Below are 15,826 nucleotides of genomic sequence, written 5' to 3'. Positions count from 1 at the left end.
GGTGAAGTTAAGGGTGAATATGGCGGCTATTTCTGCCCATGCCATGGTTCACATTATGATACCGCCGCACGTATCCGGAAGGGCCCAGCCCCGACAAATCTCGTCGTTCCGGAATTCGCATTCATTTCTGACACAGTCGTCAAAATCGGTTGAGGAGCTAAAACGCGATGAGCTTCCCTTGGGCACAAGAATATAAACCGCAGGGTACGGTGAGCAAATGGGTCGACGAACGTCTTCCTTTGCCACGCCTTGTATATAACGCGGTCGGCGCCGGATATCCGGTACCCCGCAACCTCAATTACTTCTGGAACTTCGGCGTCCTTGCGGGCGTCGCTTTGGTTATCCAGATTGTGACCGGCATCGTTTTGGCCATGCATTATTATGCAAGTGTCGATGGCGCGTTTAACAGCGTTGAACATATCATGCGCGATGTGAACTCGGGCTGGTTCATTCGCTATGCACACATGAACGGCGCAAGCTTCTTCTTCATCGTGGTCTATATCCATATCTTCCGCGGTCTTTTCTATGGCTCATATAAAGCGCCACGCGAAATGATCTGGTTGCTGGGCGTCACCATCTTCTTGTTGATGATGGCGACTGCGTTCATGGGCTATGTGCTTCCATGGGGCCAAATGAGCTTCTGGGGTGCACAGGTTATCACGGGCTTCTTCTCCGCCATTCCATTGGTCGGTGAACCGCTGCGACAGCTTCTTTTGGGCGGCTTTTCGCCAGACCAGGCTGCGCTGAACCGTTTCTTCTCGCTGCACTATTTGCTGCCATTCGTCATTGCGGGTGTCATCATCTTGCACATTTGGGCATTGCACATTCCAGGGTCGTCAAACCCAACGGGCGTGAGCGTAAAGGGTGAGCAGGACACGGTTCCATTCCACCCCTATTACACCGCAAAAGACGGCTTCGGCCTTGGGATCTTCTTGATCTTCTTCGTGGCGGTCACTTTCTTTGCACCAAATATGCTGGGCCACCCGGACAACTATATTCCGGCGAACCCGCTATCGACGCCAGCGCACATTGTGCCTGAATGGTATTTCTTGCCCTTCTACGCAATTTTGAAGGCGTTCACGGTCGACTTTGGCATTCCGTTCACCGGCATCATCCTCATCCCAGCTAAATTGATGGGCGTGCTGGCAATGTTCGGTTCGATCTTGCTATTGTTCTTCCTGCCTTGGCTGGACACGTCTCCCGTGCGTTCGGGACATTATCGTCCATTGTTCCGCAAATTCTTCTGGTATGGTCTGATCCCATGTATCGTCATCCTGACCTATTGCGGTGGCAAACCTCCATATACCCAGTGGGTTGTACTCAGCCAAATTGCGGCAGCGTATTATTTCGCCCACTTCTTGATCATCTTGCCAATCGTTTCGCGCATTGAACGGCCGCTTCCGCTGCCAAATTCAATCACCGAAGCTGTCACCGGCAAACCGCTTCCAGCGGCTGCGTAAAACAGGGAAAGCATAATCATGGTTCGTTTAGTTGCTTTTTTGGTAGGCCTGTTTTTCAGCGGCATGCTGTTGCTCGGCCTTGGGGACACCGTCATCACTGCGATCAAGGAACCTGCCGTTCCTTCGGTTGAGGCGGAGTTCCACGAAGAGTCTTTGCCCGTTAAATTTGCCCATGACGGTCCGTTGGGCAAATATGACCGCGGTGAATTGCAGCGCGGTTTGAAGGTCTATGCTGAAGTCTGCGCCGCTTGCCACAGCTTGAATCTGGTCGCGTTCCGCGATTTCGCGGCCTTGGGTTACAGCGAAGAACAGGTCAAAGCGCTTGCAAAGGCATGGAAGACCGAAGTTCCAAGCATCAACCCCGAAACGGGTGAGCCTGCGACACGTCCGGCCATTCCTGCGGACAAAATTCCTTCGCCATTTGCGAACGAAGTTGCAGCACGTGCGGCCAACAACAATGCGCTTCCACCAGATCTTTCGCTGATCACAAAGGCGCGTGAAAATGGCCCAGCATATGTGTATTCATTGCTGCTCGGCTATCGTGACCAAGCTGGCTACAAGAACGAAGAAGGCAAAGAACTGCTGAAGGAATTCCCTGAAGCGGCAACACCTGCCGGCCTGCACTTCAACCCATGGTTTGCGAACCTGAACATCGCAATGGCGGCACCGATCGTTTCCGATGACCAGGTTACCTATGACGATGGTACGAAGGCTACCAAGGAACAGATGGCGAGAGACGTCTCTGCATTCCTGACCTGGGCTGCGGAACCAAAGATGGAAAACCGCAAGAGCGCAGGTTGGGCAGCCCTTGGCTTCCTCCTGGTCTTCACGGTGCTTGCTTGGATGTCCTACAAAACGATCTGGGCAGACAAGAAGCATTGATAAAAAAACAGCATAGTTTTTGGAAAGGGCCGCTTTTGCGGCCCTTTCTTTTACAATCTGGGCGTTGACGCTAGGGCCGTATAATGGCAATAGCGGCGCTCAAGACGGCCCATGGCCAGTCGCGGGTATAGCATAGTGGTAATGCACTAGCCTTCCAAGCTAGCTAGAGGGGTTCGATTCCCCTTACCCGCTCCAACTTTCCACAGCTTCACATCACCGCGTTAAATCATCCCATGCTGTTACAGTTTGCGACAAAGCATGCTTTGCCTCGACAAACTGTTGCGACATATACAGCCTATATCCGTTTCATCTGCAGTCCCGCGGACGATCACAAGGAGCGATTAGGATGAAGAAACTCTCGATATACGCTGGTCTAATGGCCCTTTCGATAAGCTCGGCCGCTGCATTATATGCCGCGCCCCGTGGAATGGCCGACCAAGACGGCGACCGCGTTGTCACCAAAGCCGAAGCCATGGCAGCCGCCGATGCGGCTTTTACTAAGATGGACGCAAATGCCGATGGTACGCTGAATGAAGGCGACAAGACCGCGATGCTGGCCAAGCGTTTTGCCGCAATCGACACCGACAAAAACGGCGCGATCAGCCAAGCTGAATTCATGGCCGCACATGAAATGCTCGGCGAGCGTCGGATGAGCCGACGCGAAAAGCGCATGGAGCATCGCAAGATGGGCAAGCGTCATGCGCGCGAAGGTGGCCGTGACGGACGCATGGATATAATGGCGCGTGCGGACAGCAATGGTGACAAGGCCATATCGCAGTCGGAATTCCGTGCTGCCGCTGAAGCCCGTTTCGCCAAGGCAGATACCAATAAAGATGGCAGCATCAGCCCCGATGAGCGCAAGGCCGGACGCAAGGGTCGCTGGAACGGACGTATGGCCCCTGCCCAGCCCAACGGCGGCTAACCGACTTTGCTGGCGCGGTCTTTTCCCCCTTTTGGACCGGGTCTTTCTTGGCCGGAGCTGCTCTGCCGTCTCCGGCCTTTTTTCTTGCTAATGTGTGCCTAAAGATGAAGCCTGCGCGATATGCATAAACCCCGCCCACATTTGCTGCTTGTCGACGATGAAGCGTCGATTCGTGAGCCATTGGGCAAATATCTTGAGCGGCAGGGCTTTCGTATCACCGATGCCGCCAGCGCATCGACGGCGCGTTCCGCGTTGCTTGCATACGACATCGATATGGTCCTGTTGGATATCATGATGCCCGGTGAGGATGGATTGAGCCTCTGCCGCCATATCGCCGCGCATGAAGGCCCGCCCGTCATTTTGCTGACAGCCAAATCGGAAGAGACCGACCGCATCATTGGCCTTGAGATCGGCGCGGATGATTATGTCGTCAAACCTTTTTCCCCGCGCGAACTGGTGGCCCGAATAAAGGCGGTGCTGCGCCGTGTCTCTTCGGGCGCGCCAAAGCCCGAACGCGCGGGTCAAAGCTTTAGCTTCGATGGTTGGACTTTGAACACCACCGAACAGACGCTGTTTGATCCCAAAGGTGTTTTGGTGCCGCTGTCATCTGGCGAATTCCGGATGCTGGAAGCGCTGGTGGAGCGCGCAGGCCACATATTGACCCGCGATCAGCTTCTCGACCTTACCCGCGGGCGCGAGGGTGGCCCTTTTGACCGTGCGATCGATAATCAAGTCAGCCGTTTACGCCGCAAGATCGAACATGATCCCAAGGACCCCCAACATATCAAGACGATCTGGGGCGGCGGCTATCGATTCTCTACAGTGGTTACCCGCCTGTGACACCGTCGCGCACCTTCCGCTTGTGGCCCCGCAGCCTCTATGGACAGATATTGCTCGTCGCTGGATCTGCGCTGTTATTGGCGCAATGTGTGAATGCCGCCATGTTGTTGTCGGGCACCCGCACACGCGCTGTCGCCGAAGCATCGGTGATGGTCGTCAGCCGCGTGGCCAACCATTTGGAACGCAGCGAACGCATGGGCGATGCGTCTGCCGCGCCATTTATTGCAGCACGCGGTGACGTTCGGAAAGACCGGCCGAACCGGCGCAGGAACGTTACCATCACGGTCGAGAACAATGCCCTCAACATTCCCCGCGCGGAATATCAGGATGATATGTCCATCCGTGCGCAGGAATTTCTGCAACAGGGCGAGATCGCATTATCCGACGTCCGCATATCGGCGGTATCGCTCAATGCGCTTCCCCCGGCACTGCGCGATCCACAGGTTCGCCGCTGGCAAGCCGGACGGTTTCGTCAATCTGCCCGAAAAATGCCAAGCACCGCCGTTCTCCTGGCCGGCCGGTTGCCCAATGGGCAGTTTTTGCATGCAGCGGGACTTGTGCGCGCAAACGACCGCGCATCGATGATCGCTTTATTGCTGCAGACATTTACGTTGTTTATCGCTGTCATGGTGCCACTGGCATTGGTGGCCCGCCGGATTGCGCGCCCGCTTGAGGATTTAACCCGCCGTGTGCGGCGCGTCGGCGTTGCCGAGGATCCGGAACCCATGGAGCGCGCAGGGCCAGATGATGTGCAGCAGCTGATCGTTGCGTTCAACGCCATGCAAGCGCGCGTTTCAAACCTGCTTGGCGAAAAAGACGTGATGTTGGGCGCGATTGGCCATGATTTGAAAACCCCCCTCGCCGCGCTGCGCGTGCGCATTGAATCGGTCGATGACGATGAAGAGCGCGAAAAAATGGCGGCCACCATCGATGAAATGGTGACCATCCTTGATGACATTCTAACGCTCGCACGGTTGGGCAAGTCAGGCGAACCCCTGCAATCGGTTGATATCGGGGCGATGGTAGAAACCGTGGTCAGCGACTTCGAAAATGCCCGTTTCGAAACGTCCGAACGGCGTGTTGTTGCGCATATCCGGCCCGTGCTGATCCGTCGCGCGCTGCGCAACCTGATTGGCAACGCCATTGCCTATGGAAAGCATGCTGCGCTGGTGGTGCGCGACGAAGGCGGCATGATTTTTGTGGATATCGATGATGATGGTCCAGGCATCGATCCCGCAATGGCCGAAAGCATGTTCGAACCATTTGTGCGCGCGGAACGATCACGCAGCCGCTCGACAGGCGGTTCCGGATTGGGCCTTACCATCTCACGTGCGATCGCCCGCGCCCATGGCGGTGATGTCGGGCTTCGCAATCGCGCCGAGGGCGGCCTGCGCGCGACAATGTCGTTTAAGATATAAAAGCTAACGGCGCCGCATGTGAACATTTAGCCCGCGGGCGCGGTTGCCATGAAGGCCTGATACGGTCTAATCATCGACAATTGGTTTCCATCGGAGAGTTTTCATGCGCATCGCGCTCTATCAGCCGGATATGGCCGGCAATGTCGGGGCGGTATTACGCACAACGGCATGCTTTTGCGTCCAATGCGACATCATAGAACCTTGCGGTTTTCCCTTTTCTGAACGTGCCTTGAGGCGTGCCGGTATGGACTATGTCGCGCATGCAAAGATTCGGCGCCACACAGACTGGTCGGCGTTTCTTGAAACATTGAACGGCGCGCGGTTGGTGCTGATGTCGAGCAAGGCTTCAACCGCCCTGCCCGCATTCGCCTTTCGGCCCGATGATGTCATCCTGATGGGGTCGGAAAGCAGCGGCGCACCGCCCGAAGTGCATGCCCGCGCCGACGAACGCGTATATATTCCCATGGGCGCTGGATTTCGGTCCTTGAACATTTCGGTGTCGGCTGGCATCGCGCTGGCAGAAGGTCTGCGGCAGACCCAACAATTTCCGGAAGGTGCAGTATGACTCTGGTCCTCGACAATCGGCAGCAAACCGCGCGCAGTTGGTTCGAATCGCTGCGCGACAGCATTTGCGCGGCGTTTGAAGCCATCGAACGCGAAGCCGGATCAGACGCATCATTCGAATATATCCCTTGGGATCGCCACGACCATGACGGTTCGCCCGGCGGCGGCGGCGTGCGCGGCGTGATGAAGGGTAAAATCTTTGAAAAGGTCGGCGTAAACGTCTCGACCGTAGGCGGCAGCTTCAACCCCGAATTTGCCAAGACCATTCATGGCGCGGCCGAAGATCCCAATTTTTTCGCGACCGGCATCAGCCTCGTCGCGCATATGGCCAATCCACATGTGCCAGCGGTGCATATGAACACGCGCTATCTTGTAACGACGAAAAGCTGGTTTGGCGGCGGTGCCGATCTCAACCCGCCCATCCCCTATGAAGAAGACACAGCAGACTTCCACGCCCGTCTGCGTGCCGCATGTGCGCCTTATGGCCCCGACGTGTACGAACGCTATCGCAAATGGGCGGAGGATTATTTCTGGATCCCCCACCGCAACGTGCATCGCGGTGTTGGCGGTATTTTCTACGACCATCTGGAAAACAGCAGTGATGCCATTTTCGACCAGAATTTTGCACTGACCCGCGATGTTGGCGAAGCTTTCCTCGATATCTTCCCCAAGCTGGTGCGCCGCCGGATGAATCAGCCATTCACCGCTGAGGAAAAGCAGGCGCAGCGGCGCTGGCGCGGGCTCTATGCCGAATTCAACCTGGTATATGACCGCGGCACCACCTTTGGCCTGAAAACCGGCGGAAATGTCGACGCGATTTTGATGAGCCTTCCGCCCGAAGTGGCGTGGGATTAACCCCAAATGCCCTATAGCCCGATTGCCGATGGCGAGCTTGGAGCCATTGTAACCTCGCTGGAAATGACCAGCCGCCCGCCACTGCGCGCGCTGCCAGCTTCGGATTTGCGGCTAGAGCCATGGCACGCCCCGCATGCCCACAAATATCGCGCACTCTATCGCCGCATTGGCGAACCATGGCTGTGGTTCTCACGCCTTGAGATGGACGACGAGACGCTGATTGCGACCATTCACGACCCCAAGGTCCGGATTTGGGCGGTAGTGGACAGGCGCGGAATTGAAGTCGGCATATTGGAACTCGACTTCAGAACCGATGGCGCATGTGAAATCGCCTTTTTCGGCCTGATCCCCGAACTCGTCGGCAAGGGCCACGGCAAATGGTTGATGGCCATGGCGCTTCAGCTGGGTTGGGCAGAGGCTGGCGTGCAGCGCATGTGGGTGCATACATGCACGCTCGACGGTCCAACCGCGCTCGCCTTTTATCAAAAGGCCGGGTTCACGGCCTATCAACGGCAATTGGAAACATTTACGGACCCGCGGATCAGCGGCCTCATCCCCCGCGATGCAGCGCCGCATATTCCCATTATTGGTTAGCCGTCTGTGCCCCAAGCTGACGATTAACCGCCGTCGCAGCGATAACGTAGATAACAGCCTCAACCGCGGCGAAAAACGCGCTGACCGCAGCTTGGATGATGGGAACCCCGCCCTCGCCCGCAATTGCTTGGCATATGCCCGCGACGGCATCACCAACGATCCCTGAAACCAGGCGTATAGCGACCGCGATAAACAGCGTCAGTATCACTATAGCCCAACCGCATTTGCGCGTTGTCGCCCAAGTCTGCTTCACCGCATCTATGATGCCAAGCCCCGGTTCTTGCGCGATGACTGCGGGCAGCACGGCAAAACGGCCCGTGAGATACAGTCCGGGAATGATGAACAGCAAAAACCCTGCAAATGTCGCCCAGCCGGTCAATATGGTCGCGGTTAAATATGTCGGGAACAAAGCAGCCGCGATAACAAGCGCGTCGCCGACTTTGGCCAGTTGGCGCCCCGAAATCAGGACATAAAGCGCAAGGCTGCCATACATTGTGACAAGCATCGCCGGTAACAAGACCGGCCAATTCGCCTCGAAATAACCGCTGAACGCCGCGATGACTTTGGCGGTATCGTCAAAGCTGTCGAGGACGAGTGGAGGGGCCAGATAGCCCGCGATCCAGTTCGACATGAAAATGAAAAAGCCCGCAATGGCGATAATGGCTTCACGGTGCGCCGCGAATGAAGCGCGCGCATCTTTTGCCACCGCACGATAATCAAGCTTCTTTTGCATATACACTCCCTGACCCTAGGCGGCGTAGAGGCTGACATATCCGGTGGCAAGCGGCTTGCACCATGCTAAGCAGCGCGGATGAAGATCGATTGCAATATTGATTGGGACGTTTCCGAAGGGCTAACCCCCTATCCCGAAGCCGTTGCCCGTATGGAAGCATTGCAGGCTGCCATCCGTGACGAAAACGCACGGGAGCTTATCTGGCTGCTGGAACACCCGCCATTATACACAGGCGGGACGAGCGCGGACCCGGCAGAATTGCTGAGCACCGCATTTCCCGTGTACGACACCGGACGCGGCGGACGTTACACCTATCATGGGCCGGGGCAGCGTGTGGGCTATGTCATGATTGACCTTGCCAAGCATTGCAAAGATGTCCGCTGTTATGTGCATGCGCTTGAGGGTTGGGTTATCGCTGCGCTTGGCCGTTTCGGGGTAGAGGCACGCCGTGCTGAAGGCCGTGTTGGCATATGGTGCGACACCAAAAATGGTCAGGAAGCGAAAATCGGCGCAATTGGCGTGCGCATCCGCAGATGGGTGACGATGCATGGCTTTGCGGTGAATATTGCGCCGGATTTGAATCATTTCGGCGGCATCGTCCCGTGCGGGATATCCGAATATCCGGTCACAAGCCTCGCCGACCTGGGCATTGAAGCATCAATGCAGGACTTCGACGCAGCCTTGCGCGCCAGCTTCCCCGACTTTCTCATTAACCTTGCCAAAGCGGGCGGAAATTGTACGGTCGCGCCGGAATAGAGAACTGAGGACGATATGCGTTTCAATATCATAGCACCTGCCTTTGCAGCCTTACTGGCATTGTCGGCCTGTGGCGGCGGCAAAGAAGACAATCAGGTCACCGAAACGCGGATGGACAATCTCGAAAGCCTTAAAGGCACGATCAGTGACGACATGATTAACACCGACGAATCCACCGATGAGGCACCTGTTGAAGCGATGCCCGTGCGTGCCGATACCGATGCTGAAAAAGCAACGCCGGAAGAAAGCGACGAACCCAAAACCGATGGTTCAGATGAACCAAAAATTGAAGAACCAAGCGAGCCAAAGTGATCTTAAGTAGCGCCATACAACTGCCCTGCGGGGCCGTACTCAAAAACAGAATAGCAAAAGCCGCGATGACCGAGGGCTTGGCGGACACGCAAGGTGTGCCCACGCCCGAGTTGCAGCGCCTGTACGGCATATGGTCGGACGGAGGCGCGGGTCTGCAGATTTCCGGCAATATCCATATTGATGCCGACCATTTGGAGCGGGCTGGAAACGTCTTTTTCAGCGGACAGCCCGACGAAGCGATGATGGACGCGCTCAAATCATGGACCAAGGCCGCGACGCGCAATGGCAACCATTTTTGGGCGCAGATAAGCCACGCGGGCCGCCAGACCATGCGGGGCATCAACCCACGTCCAAAGGCGCCGTCAGCGGTCAAGCTGGGCCTGCCCGGCGGACAATTTGGCATGCCGGTTGCATTGACCGAGGATGAAATCCTAAATCTGATTGGCCGGTTCGGCCAAGCGGCACTGCATTGCCAAAATGCCGGCTTCACGGGCGTTCAAATCCATGCAGCGCACGGCTATCTGATCTCCCAATTCCTCAGCCCGAAGTCAAACCAGCGCACCGATCGCTGGGGTGGCAGCCTCGTCAACCGCGCGCGCTTCCTGATGTTCACCGTCAACACCGTCCGGACTTTGGTTGGCCCTCAGTTCCCGATTTCGGTCAAGCTGAACAGCGCGGATTTCCAGCGCGGCGGTTTTGCTTTTGAAGACAGCCTTCAGGTGGCCCGCTGGCTTCAGGATGCTGGCGTTGATTTGATCGAAATATCGGGCGGCACGTATGAGCAGCCCAAGCTATTGGGCATCGAGGGGATGGAAGCCGAAGAGACGCAAGCCGTCGCGGAAACAACGCTCGCACGTGAAGCTTATTTCGTTGATTTTGCAAAAGCGATGAAGAGTGAGTTGACCATTCCATTGATGGTCACTGGCGGTTTCCGCAGCGCGTCGGCGATGGAACAGGCGCTGCGCAACAGGGCGGCCGATGTTGTTGGATTGGCCCGGCCATTATGCGTGATGCCCGAGGCACCAAAGCGGCTGCTCGGTGGCTTGGCGATGCTGCCCAAGGTTGAAAACCAGCTAAAGCTGTTGCCCGATTGGTTATCCAGCCTACGCAAGATAAAGGCCGTGCGCGGGATCGAAGGCTTTGCGACCCAATATTGGTTTTACAGCCAGATATACGCGCTGGGACGTACCGGCCGGACGAAGCCGACCGTCACGGTCTTTGAGGCTCTACGCGAAGTAGAATCCTATCAAAGAAGCTGGCTTAAAGAGCGGCGTGCCGCGAAGGCTTAATCGCCTTCGCCGGGCTCAGCGCTGAAAAATTTGTCGAACTTGCCTTCTTCGCCCTTCTGCTCGTCTGCGTCTGCAGGCGGTTCGCGGCTAGATGTGATGTTCGGCCATTCTGCACTGTAAGTTGCGTTCAGCTCAAGCCATTGTTCCAAACCGCTTTCGGTGTCTGGCAAAATCGCTTCTGCAGGGCATTCGGGTTCGCACACGCCGCAATCGATGCACTCATTTGGGTTGATGACGAGCATATTCTCGCCTTCATAGAAGCAATCCACCGGACATACTTCAACGCAGTCCATATATTTGCAGCGGATGCAGGCATCGGTAACGACATAAGTCATTGGCGGAACTCTCCCATATATAACGGCGGATTAGCCGTTTCACTTCATCTGCCTATTGCGAGGTGCAGGGGGAAGTCAACGCCGGATTGCACCGATTCGCCAGTTTTTTAGTCGATACGTTGATAGAAAAGCTGCGCCTCTGATGCAGGACCTCGCCGAACAGGGATAGACAGCAGCTTTAAAGTCAAAACAGCCTCGCCCAATGGCATGGTGATGATATCGCCAATGCGTACTGCGGCACTGCCCTTTTCGATCCGGCGACCATTTAACCTTATATGGCCAGCCTCTGCCCAGCTTTGCGCCAGCGAACGGCTTTTGGCCAATCGCAGAAAGAACAGCAGCTTGTCGATCCGCAAGACTTGCCTGACCTTTTAGAGCTTGAGGCCCTTGAGCGCAGCCAATTGCAAGGCCAATGCCGACGGCGGCGCACTTGGCTTTGGTGCTGGCGGTGCGCGATCGGGCTTCACCTTCGGCTTTGCCGATGCGTGCGGCTTTCGTTCTGCAGCAGCATGCGGCCTGCGCTGTTCGGGCGGACGGGGTTTGGGCAAGCCCACCCAACGCCAATGCGTCAGGACGACGGGCGCGGTTTCTTTTGGCGCGGTTTGCTCTGGTACAACGGCGTCGGCATCGGCGGCAGTCGCTTCAACTGTGGCTTCAGCCTCAGGCGCTGGTGTTGCTTCGACTGGCGTGCTTTCGTCGACCATGGGTGTTTCATCGGCCGCTGTCTCGGGCACAACCGCCGCTTCGGCGGGACGGAAACCGGCGTCGCGCATCAGCGCTTTCAAACCGGCCTCGCTGATACCCAGCGAGGTTGCAAAGGCCATGTCCATGCCAAAAACATTGTTCTGCCCGCGCGCTTCATGCGCTTTTTTGATCACGCGTTCGGCCAAATCGATACGCACATATTCATCACCAATCCTGCGATAGCCGGCGTTTCTGGCCTCCGACGGGTTCGCAAAATTCCATGTTTTCAAATGCACCGCGCTTTCGGGTGGCAGCACAGGCATGGCACGGCTGTCGCGTGCGGCAAACAAGGCAGCGCGCCATTTGGCGGCAGCGGGTTTCAACGCGGCGTGGTGATAAATATCGAGCGCGCCGAAAACGATACCGCCCTTGCGTGCAGCGCCGCGGGCTTCCTTGGGAAGCGCGGCGATGGCGTCGGCAAGATAATGCCGACCCGCAATCCCGCCTTCATCGGCAAGCCGAACCGCAAGCGCACGAACGTTGCCGTCGACATCGGCTTGCTGGGCGAGGTCGAGCAATCCGACAATGCCGCCCATCGCCTTTGCCAGCTGGCTTTCAATCCAGCTTTCCGCGCGCGTGACAATCTCGCGCAGGGCGTCGCCTTCCAATCCGGCGACGGCCTTTACGGGCGCAAATGCAGGTTGCAGCAGCGTGCGGCCTTTGGTCAATGTGCCCAGAAGGTCATCCTTCCAGAAGATCGAAGGTTTACCCTCCCCATCGGCTGCGAGCGAGAATTCGCTATCCTCTGCCATAGTTACGTCCTTTGCCTTTTGCCTCAAATGCGCTGCCAGATGTCGTTCTGCGGCAGCCAATAACAATTTACGGTCACCCGCTTTTGCCGCCGGGTCAACCCGAAAGGCAAATCCTTGTAAAGTCCCAATATCCTCGCCATCGACAAGAACGCGATTATCCTGCTGGATTTCAACGGGTAACAGCCCGACATCGCCAGCACCTTTGCGCAGCAACATCGATGTGCGTTTATCGACAAACCGCTGACGCAGCGCATCGTGCAATGCATCCGATAATTTTTCTTCGAGCGCCCGTGCGCGTTCGGCCATTGCCGGGGGGTTCGCCAGCCAATCGTTCCGGTGCGCGATATAGGTCCATGTCCGCACCGCTGCGATTCGGGCGGACAGCGTGTCGACGTCGCCTTGAATATTATCCAGCCGTGCCAGCTCATTTGCGTAGATGCCGTGCGGAATGACGCGCTCGCCCTGCCCCAGATATTGCCATAAGGACGCGACAAAGCGGCTATGATGCTCCTCACCCATTTGCCGGAAATCGGGCAAGCAGGCCACTTCCCACAACCGGGCCACATCAACAGGGTGCCGGATCAGCGATTTCACGTCGGGCATTTCGGCCAAGCGCTTGAGCACCAAAAGGTCGATGACCTTGGGCGCGGGCAATAAGCCCGGAAGGCCCGGTTTTTTCTCAAGATCCGCGATCAGCGTCGCGATGTCGTTAAATCTTGGCTTTGCCTCGCGCCAATATAGCCAGTCCAGCCGCGGAAAACTGTGCCCTTCAATCGCCAGCACGTCTTCGGGGGTAAACTCGCTGCCTTCGCCCGCGAGCGTACCAAAGCTTCCGTCCCGTTGGTGTCGTCCGGCCCGCCCCGCGATTTGCGCCATTTCGGCGACGGTCAACCTGCGCCGGCGCGATCCGTCGAATTTCGACAGGCTGACAAAGGCGACATGCGCGACATCAAGGTTCAGCCCCATGCCAATCGCATCGGTGGCCACGAGATAATCGACCTCGCCCGACTGGAACATCGCCACCTGCGCATTGCGGGTGCGCGGCGACAAAGCGCCCATGACCACCGCAGCGCCGCCGCGCATCCGGCGTAATGTTTCGGCGACCGCATAGACCTGCTCAATCGAAAACGCGACGATGGCAGAGCGTTTGGGCAGCCGGGACAGCTTCTTTGCGCCGGCATAGCTTAACGTGGAAAAGCGCGGACGGGATATGATCTCCGCATCGGGCAACAGTGACCGGATGATCGGGCGCAGGCTTTCCGAACCCAAAATCATCGTCTCCTCCCGCCCGCGGGCATGCAAGATGCGGTCTGTGAAAATATGGCCGCGTTCGGGGTCCGCCCCCAGTTGCGCTTCGTCAATCGCGACGAAGGCAAATTCCTTGTGGATCGGCATGCTTTCAACGGTGCAGCAATACCAGCGCGCCTGCGGCGGCTCGATCCGTTCCTCGCCCGTAATCAGCGCGACATTTTGCGCGCCCTTAATCGCCACCAGCCGGTCATAGATTTCCCGCGCCAGCAACCGCAATGGAAAGCCGATCATCCCGCTCGAATGGGCACACATCCGCTCCACAGCGAGATGGGTCTTGCCGGTGTTGGTTGGACCTAAAATGGCCGTGAGGGCTGAACGGACTGGAGGCAAAAGTTTAGGTGGCAGTCAATTCGGCGGCGAGTTCTTTCAAGGGAACGTCGGTATTTGCCAATTGTTCAGCGGAAGGCGACAAGCCCTCTGTCACAAAGGCGCGGCCCTGCACATAATCCTTGGTCGCGTTCACACAATCGAGGGCAATGACGCGGCCCGATTTCAAATAGATCAGCGAAAAGCTGCGTGCGTCCAAATCGCCGCGCAACACGGTCGTGTCATAGCCAGCGCTGATGCCGACGGTTTGCAGCCTTAAGTCATATTGGTTTGACCAGAACCACGGCACCGCATGATATTCGGTCAGCGCACCCATTAAGCTTTTCGCCACAGCATTGGCCATGTCATTGGCATTCTGCACAGATTCCACGCGCATGATATTGCCGCCGGCAAAGCTGTTGGCATGGGCAGCGCAGTCACCAATGGCAAAGATATCTGGCAAGGATGTCCGGCAATAGGCATCAACATCAACACCAGCGCCGCCCGCGGCACCCGCCGTCAATAAAGGCGCAACCGACGGGATGATACCAATGCCAACAATAACCATTTGCGCGGGGATAACTTCACCATCGGCCAAGCGAACGCCGGTGGCGACATCGTCGCCTTCAATCGCCGCAATGCCGACGTTCAGACGCAGATCAACGCCATGGCTGCGATGTTCGGATTCATAAAAGCGCGACAGCGGCTCGCCAGCAACCCGCGCAAGCACGCGATCCATCGCCTCCAGCACAGTCACTTTCTTACCCATTTTACGCAGCACCGCTGCGGCCTCCAGCCCGATATAGCCGCCGCCGACAATCACAACGTCCGCGACATCATCCAGGCCTTCGACCATGTGATCCACATCGGCGCGGGTTCTGACAACATGCACGCCGCGCAGATTGCCCCCCGTGACGGGCAGTTGCCGTGGGTCGCCGCCTGTGGCCCAGATCATATGGCCATAAGTGAAGACTGTGCCGTCAGAAGTCGTGACGGAATGCGCGGCGGCATCCACCGTCTCCACCCGCTGGCCAAGCAGCATATCCACCGAACGCTCCGCCCAAAACGCAGCAGGCCGGATCATGATGCGTTCAAACGCCTTGTCGCCCGCAAAATAGTCCTTGGACAATGGTGGGCGCTCATAAGGATATTCAGGTTCGGCATTGACGATAGCGATGCTGCCTTCGAATTTTGCCTGCCGCAATGCGATGGCCGCTTGCGCACCGCCATGGCCGCCACCGACGATGAGAATGTCATAATGCATCGTTCAAGATTCGCTCATTCAGAAAATGTCAAAACTGCGGTAAGCAAAAGGTCAGCAACTGGCTAGTCCCATGCTTGCGGCACTATCAAATAAATGGCAGAGGATGGCGATGACTTTAGACTTTGCCCTCGGCGAAAATGCCGACATGATCCGCGATACAACGCACCGCTTTGCGACGGATAAAATCGCCCCCTTGGCCGCTAAAATCGATGCCGATGACTGGTTTCCGCGGGAAGAATTATGGCCAGCCATGGGGGCGCTTGGGCTTCACGGCATGACGGTTGCACAAGAAGATGGCGGCCTTGGCCTTGGCTATTTGGAACATGTGGTCGCCGTTGAAGAAGTCAGCCGGGCTTCTGCATCCATCGGACTGTCTTATGGCGCGCATTCCAATCTGTGCGTCAACCAGATCGCGCGTTGGGCCTCGCCCGAGCAAAAAGCGAAATATCTGCCCAAGCTGATTTCGGGCGAACATGTCGGCAGTTTGGC

At 57.0% G+C, this 15,826-nt stretch carries 18 protein-coding genes and 1 tRNA gene; 14 read left to right on the top strand and 5 right to left on the bottom strand.

All coding sequences use genetic code 11. From position 1 onward, the window contains the following. The 10 genes from ACILQA_RS05255 to ACILQA_RS05210 form a co-directional block, all read left to right on the top strand. Positions 1-153: Rieske 2Fe-2S domain-containing protein (locus ACILQA_RS05255; protein ID WP_395628742.1), on the top strand; the 153-nt coding region annotated here is incomplete at its 5' end. Between the two features lie 14 nt (positions 154-167). Next, entirely contained in the window at positions 168-1,460 is a 1,293-nt protein-coding gene (locus ACILQA_RS05250; RefSeq protein ID WP_395628741.1) for a cytochrome bc complex cytochrome b subunit, read from the top strand. An 18-nt stretch (positions 1,461-1,478) separates the two neighbouring features. Further along, entirely contained in the window at positions 1,479-2,342 is an 864-nt protein-coding gene (locus tag ACILQA_RS05245) for a cytochrome c1 (protein ID WP_395628740.1), read from the top strand. A gap of 121 nt (positions 2,343-2,463) precedes the next feature. After that, positions 2,464-2,537, top strand: a tRNA-Gly gene (locus ACILQA_RS05240). A 151-nt stretch (positions 2,538-2,688) separates the two neighbouring features. Further along, positions 2,689-3,264, top strand: coding sequence for an EF-hand domain-containing protein (locus tag ACILQA_RS05235; protein WP_395628739.1), 576 nt, complete (start codon positions 2,689-2,691; stop codon positions 3,262-3,264). A 120-nt stretch (positions 3,265-3,384) separates the two neighbouring features. After that, complete coding sequence (locus ACILQA_RS05230; protein ID WP_395628738.1) at positions 3,385-4,104, top strand: response regulator; 720 nt, start codon at positions 3,385-3,387, stop codon at positions 4,102-4,104. Further along, on the top strand, positions 4,101-5,522 hold the full coding sequence (locus tag ACILQA_RS05225) for an ATP-binding protein (RefSeq protein WP_395628737.1): 1,422 nt from the start codon (positions 4,101-4,103) through the stop codon (positions 5,520-5,522). Before ACILQA_RS05230 ends, ACILQA_RS05225 begins: the two co-directional genes overlap by 4 nt. 103 nt (positions 5,523-5,625) lie before the next feature. After that, complete coding sequence (locus ACILQA_RS05220) at positions 5,626-6,087, top strand: tRNA (cytidine(34)-2'-O)-methyltransferase (protein WP_395628736.1); 462 nt, start codon at positions 5,626-5,628, stop codon at positions 6,085-6,087. Continuing rightward, on the top strand, positions 6,084-6,941 hold the full coding sequence (gene hemF / locus ACILQA_RS05215) for an oxygen-dependent coproporphyrinogen oxidase (RefSeq protein ID WP_395628735.1): 858 nt from the start codon (positions 6,084-6,086) through the stop codon (positions 6,939-6,941). The genes ACILQA_RS05220 and hemF overlap by 4 nt, the downstream gene beginning before the upstream one ends. 6 nt (positions 6,942-6,947) lie before the next feature. Further along, positions 6,948-7,535 (top strand): GNAT family N-acetyltransferase, encoded by a 588-nt coding sequence (locus tag ACILQA_RS05210; protein ID WP_395628734.1) that lies wholly within the window; start codon positions 6,948-6,950, stop codon positions 7,533-7,535. Here the strand turns inward: ACILQA_RS05210 and ACILQA_RS05205 are convergent. Beyond that, positions 7,525-8,268, bottom strand: a complete 744-nt coding sequence (locus ACILQA_RS05205) for a hypothetical protein (RefSeq protein WP_395628733.1) — start codon at positions 8,266-8,268, stop codon at positions 7,525-7,527. The genes ACILQA_RS05210 and ACILQA_RS05205 overlap by 11 nt on opposite strands. Positions 8,269-8,346: 78 nt before the next feature. Between ACILQA_RS05205 and lipB the strand changes: the two genes are divergently transcribed. The 3 genes from lipB to ACILQA_RS05190 are packed head-to-tail and all read left to right on the top strand — an operon-like array spanning position 8,347 to position 10,625. Further along, positions 8,347-9,024: a lipoyl(octanoyl) transferase LipB gene (gene lipB, locus ACILQA_RS05200; protein ID WP_395628732.1), complete on the top strand. Its 678-nt coding sequence runs from the start codon at positions 8,347-8,349 to the stop codon at positions 9,022-9,024. Between the two features lie 15 nt (positions 9,025-9,039). Beyond that, positions 9,040-9,336: a hypothetical protein gene (locus ACILQA_RS05195; RefSeq protein ID WP_395628731.1), complete on the top strand. Its 297-nt coding sequence runs from the start codon at positions 9,040-9,042 to the stop codon at positions 9,334-9,336. After that, positions 9,333-10,625 carry an NADH:flavin oxidoreductase/NADH oxidase family protein gene (locus ACILQA_RS05190; RefSeq protein WP_395628730.1) on the top strand — a complete coding sequence of 431 codons (1,293 nt, stop codon included), beginning with the start codon at positions 9,333-9,335 and terminating at the stop codon, positions 10,623-10,625. The genes ACILQA_RS05195 and ACILQA_RS05190 overlap by 4 nt, the downstream gene beginning before the upstream one ends. Here ACILQA_RS05190 and fdxA read toward each other — a convergent pair. From fdxA to ACILQA_RS05170, 4 genes are all read right to left on the bottom strand, one after another. Then, a complete protein-coding gene (gene fdxA, locus ACILQA_RS05185; protein WP_395628729.1) occupies positions 10,622-10,960 on the bottom strand; it encodes a ferredoxin FdxA in 339 nt (112 codons plus the stop codon). The genes ACILQA_RS05190 and fdxA overlap by 4 nt on opposite strands. Positions 10,961-11,067: 107 nt before the next feature. Then, positions 11,068-11,316 carry an RNA-binding S4 domain-containing protein gene (locus ACILQA_RS05180; RefSeq protein WP_395628728.1) on the bottom strand — a complete coding sequence of 83 codons (249 nt, stop codon included), beginning with the start codon at positions 11,314-11,316 and terminating at the stop codon, positions 11,068-11,070. Between the two features lie 15 nt (positions 11,317-11,331). Continuing rightward, complete coding sequence (locus ACILQA_RS05175; RefSeq protein ID WP_395628727.1) at positions 11,332-14,097, bottom strand: helicase-related protein; 2,766 nt, start codon at positions 14,095-14,097, stop codon at positions 11,332-11,334. A 4-nt stretch (positions 14,098-14,101) separates the two neighbouring features. Then, positions 14,102-15,337: an NAD(P)/FAD-dependent oxidoreductase gene (locus tag ACILQA_RS05170; RefSeq protein WP_395628726.1), complete on the bottom strand. Its 1,236-nt coding sequence runs from the start codon at positions 15,335-15,337 to the stop codon at positions 14,102-14,104. 103 nt (positions 15,338-15,440) lie between these two features. On the opposite strand from ACILQA_RS05170, the gene ACILQA_RS05165 reads away from it, so the two are divergent. Continuing rightward, on the top strand, positions 15,441-15,826 hold a 386-nt coding region (locus ACILQA_RS05165), incomplete at its 3' end, for an acyl-CoA dehydrogenase family protein (protein WP_395628725.1).

Source organism: Sphingorhabdus sp., from assembly GCF_044239005.1.
Taxonomy (GTDB): domain Bacteria; phylum Pseudomonadota; class Alphaproteobacteria; order Sphingomonadales; family Sphingomonadaceae; genus Sphingorhabdus_B.
The sequence above is the reverse complement of the archived record's forward strand: the minus strand, read 5'-3'. Positions and strand labels throughout refer to the sequence as shown.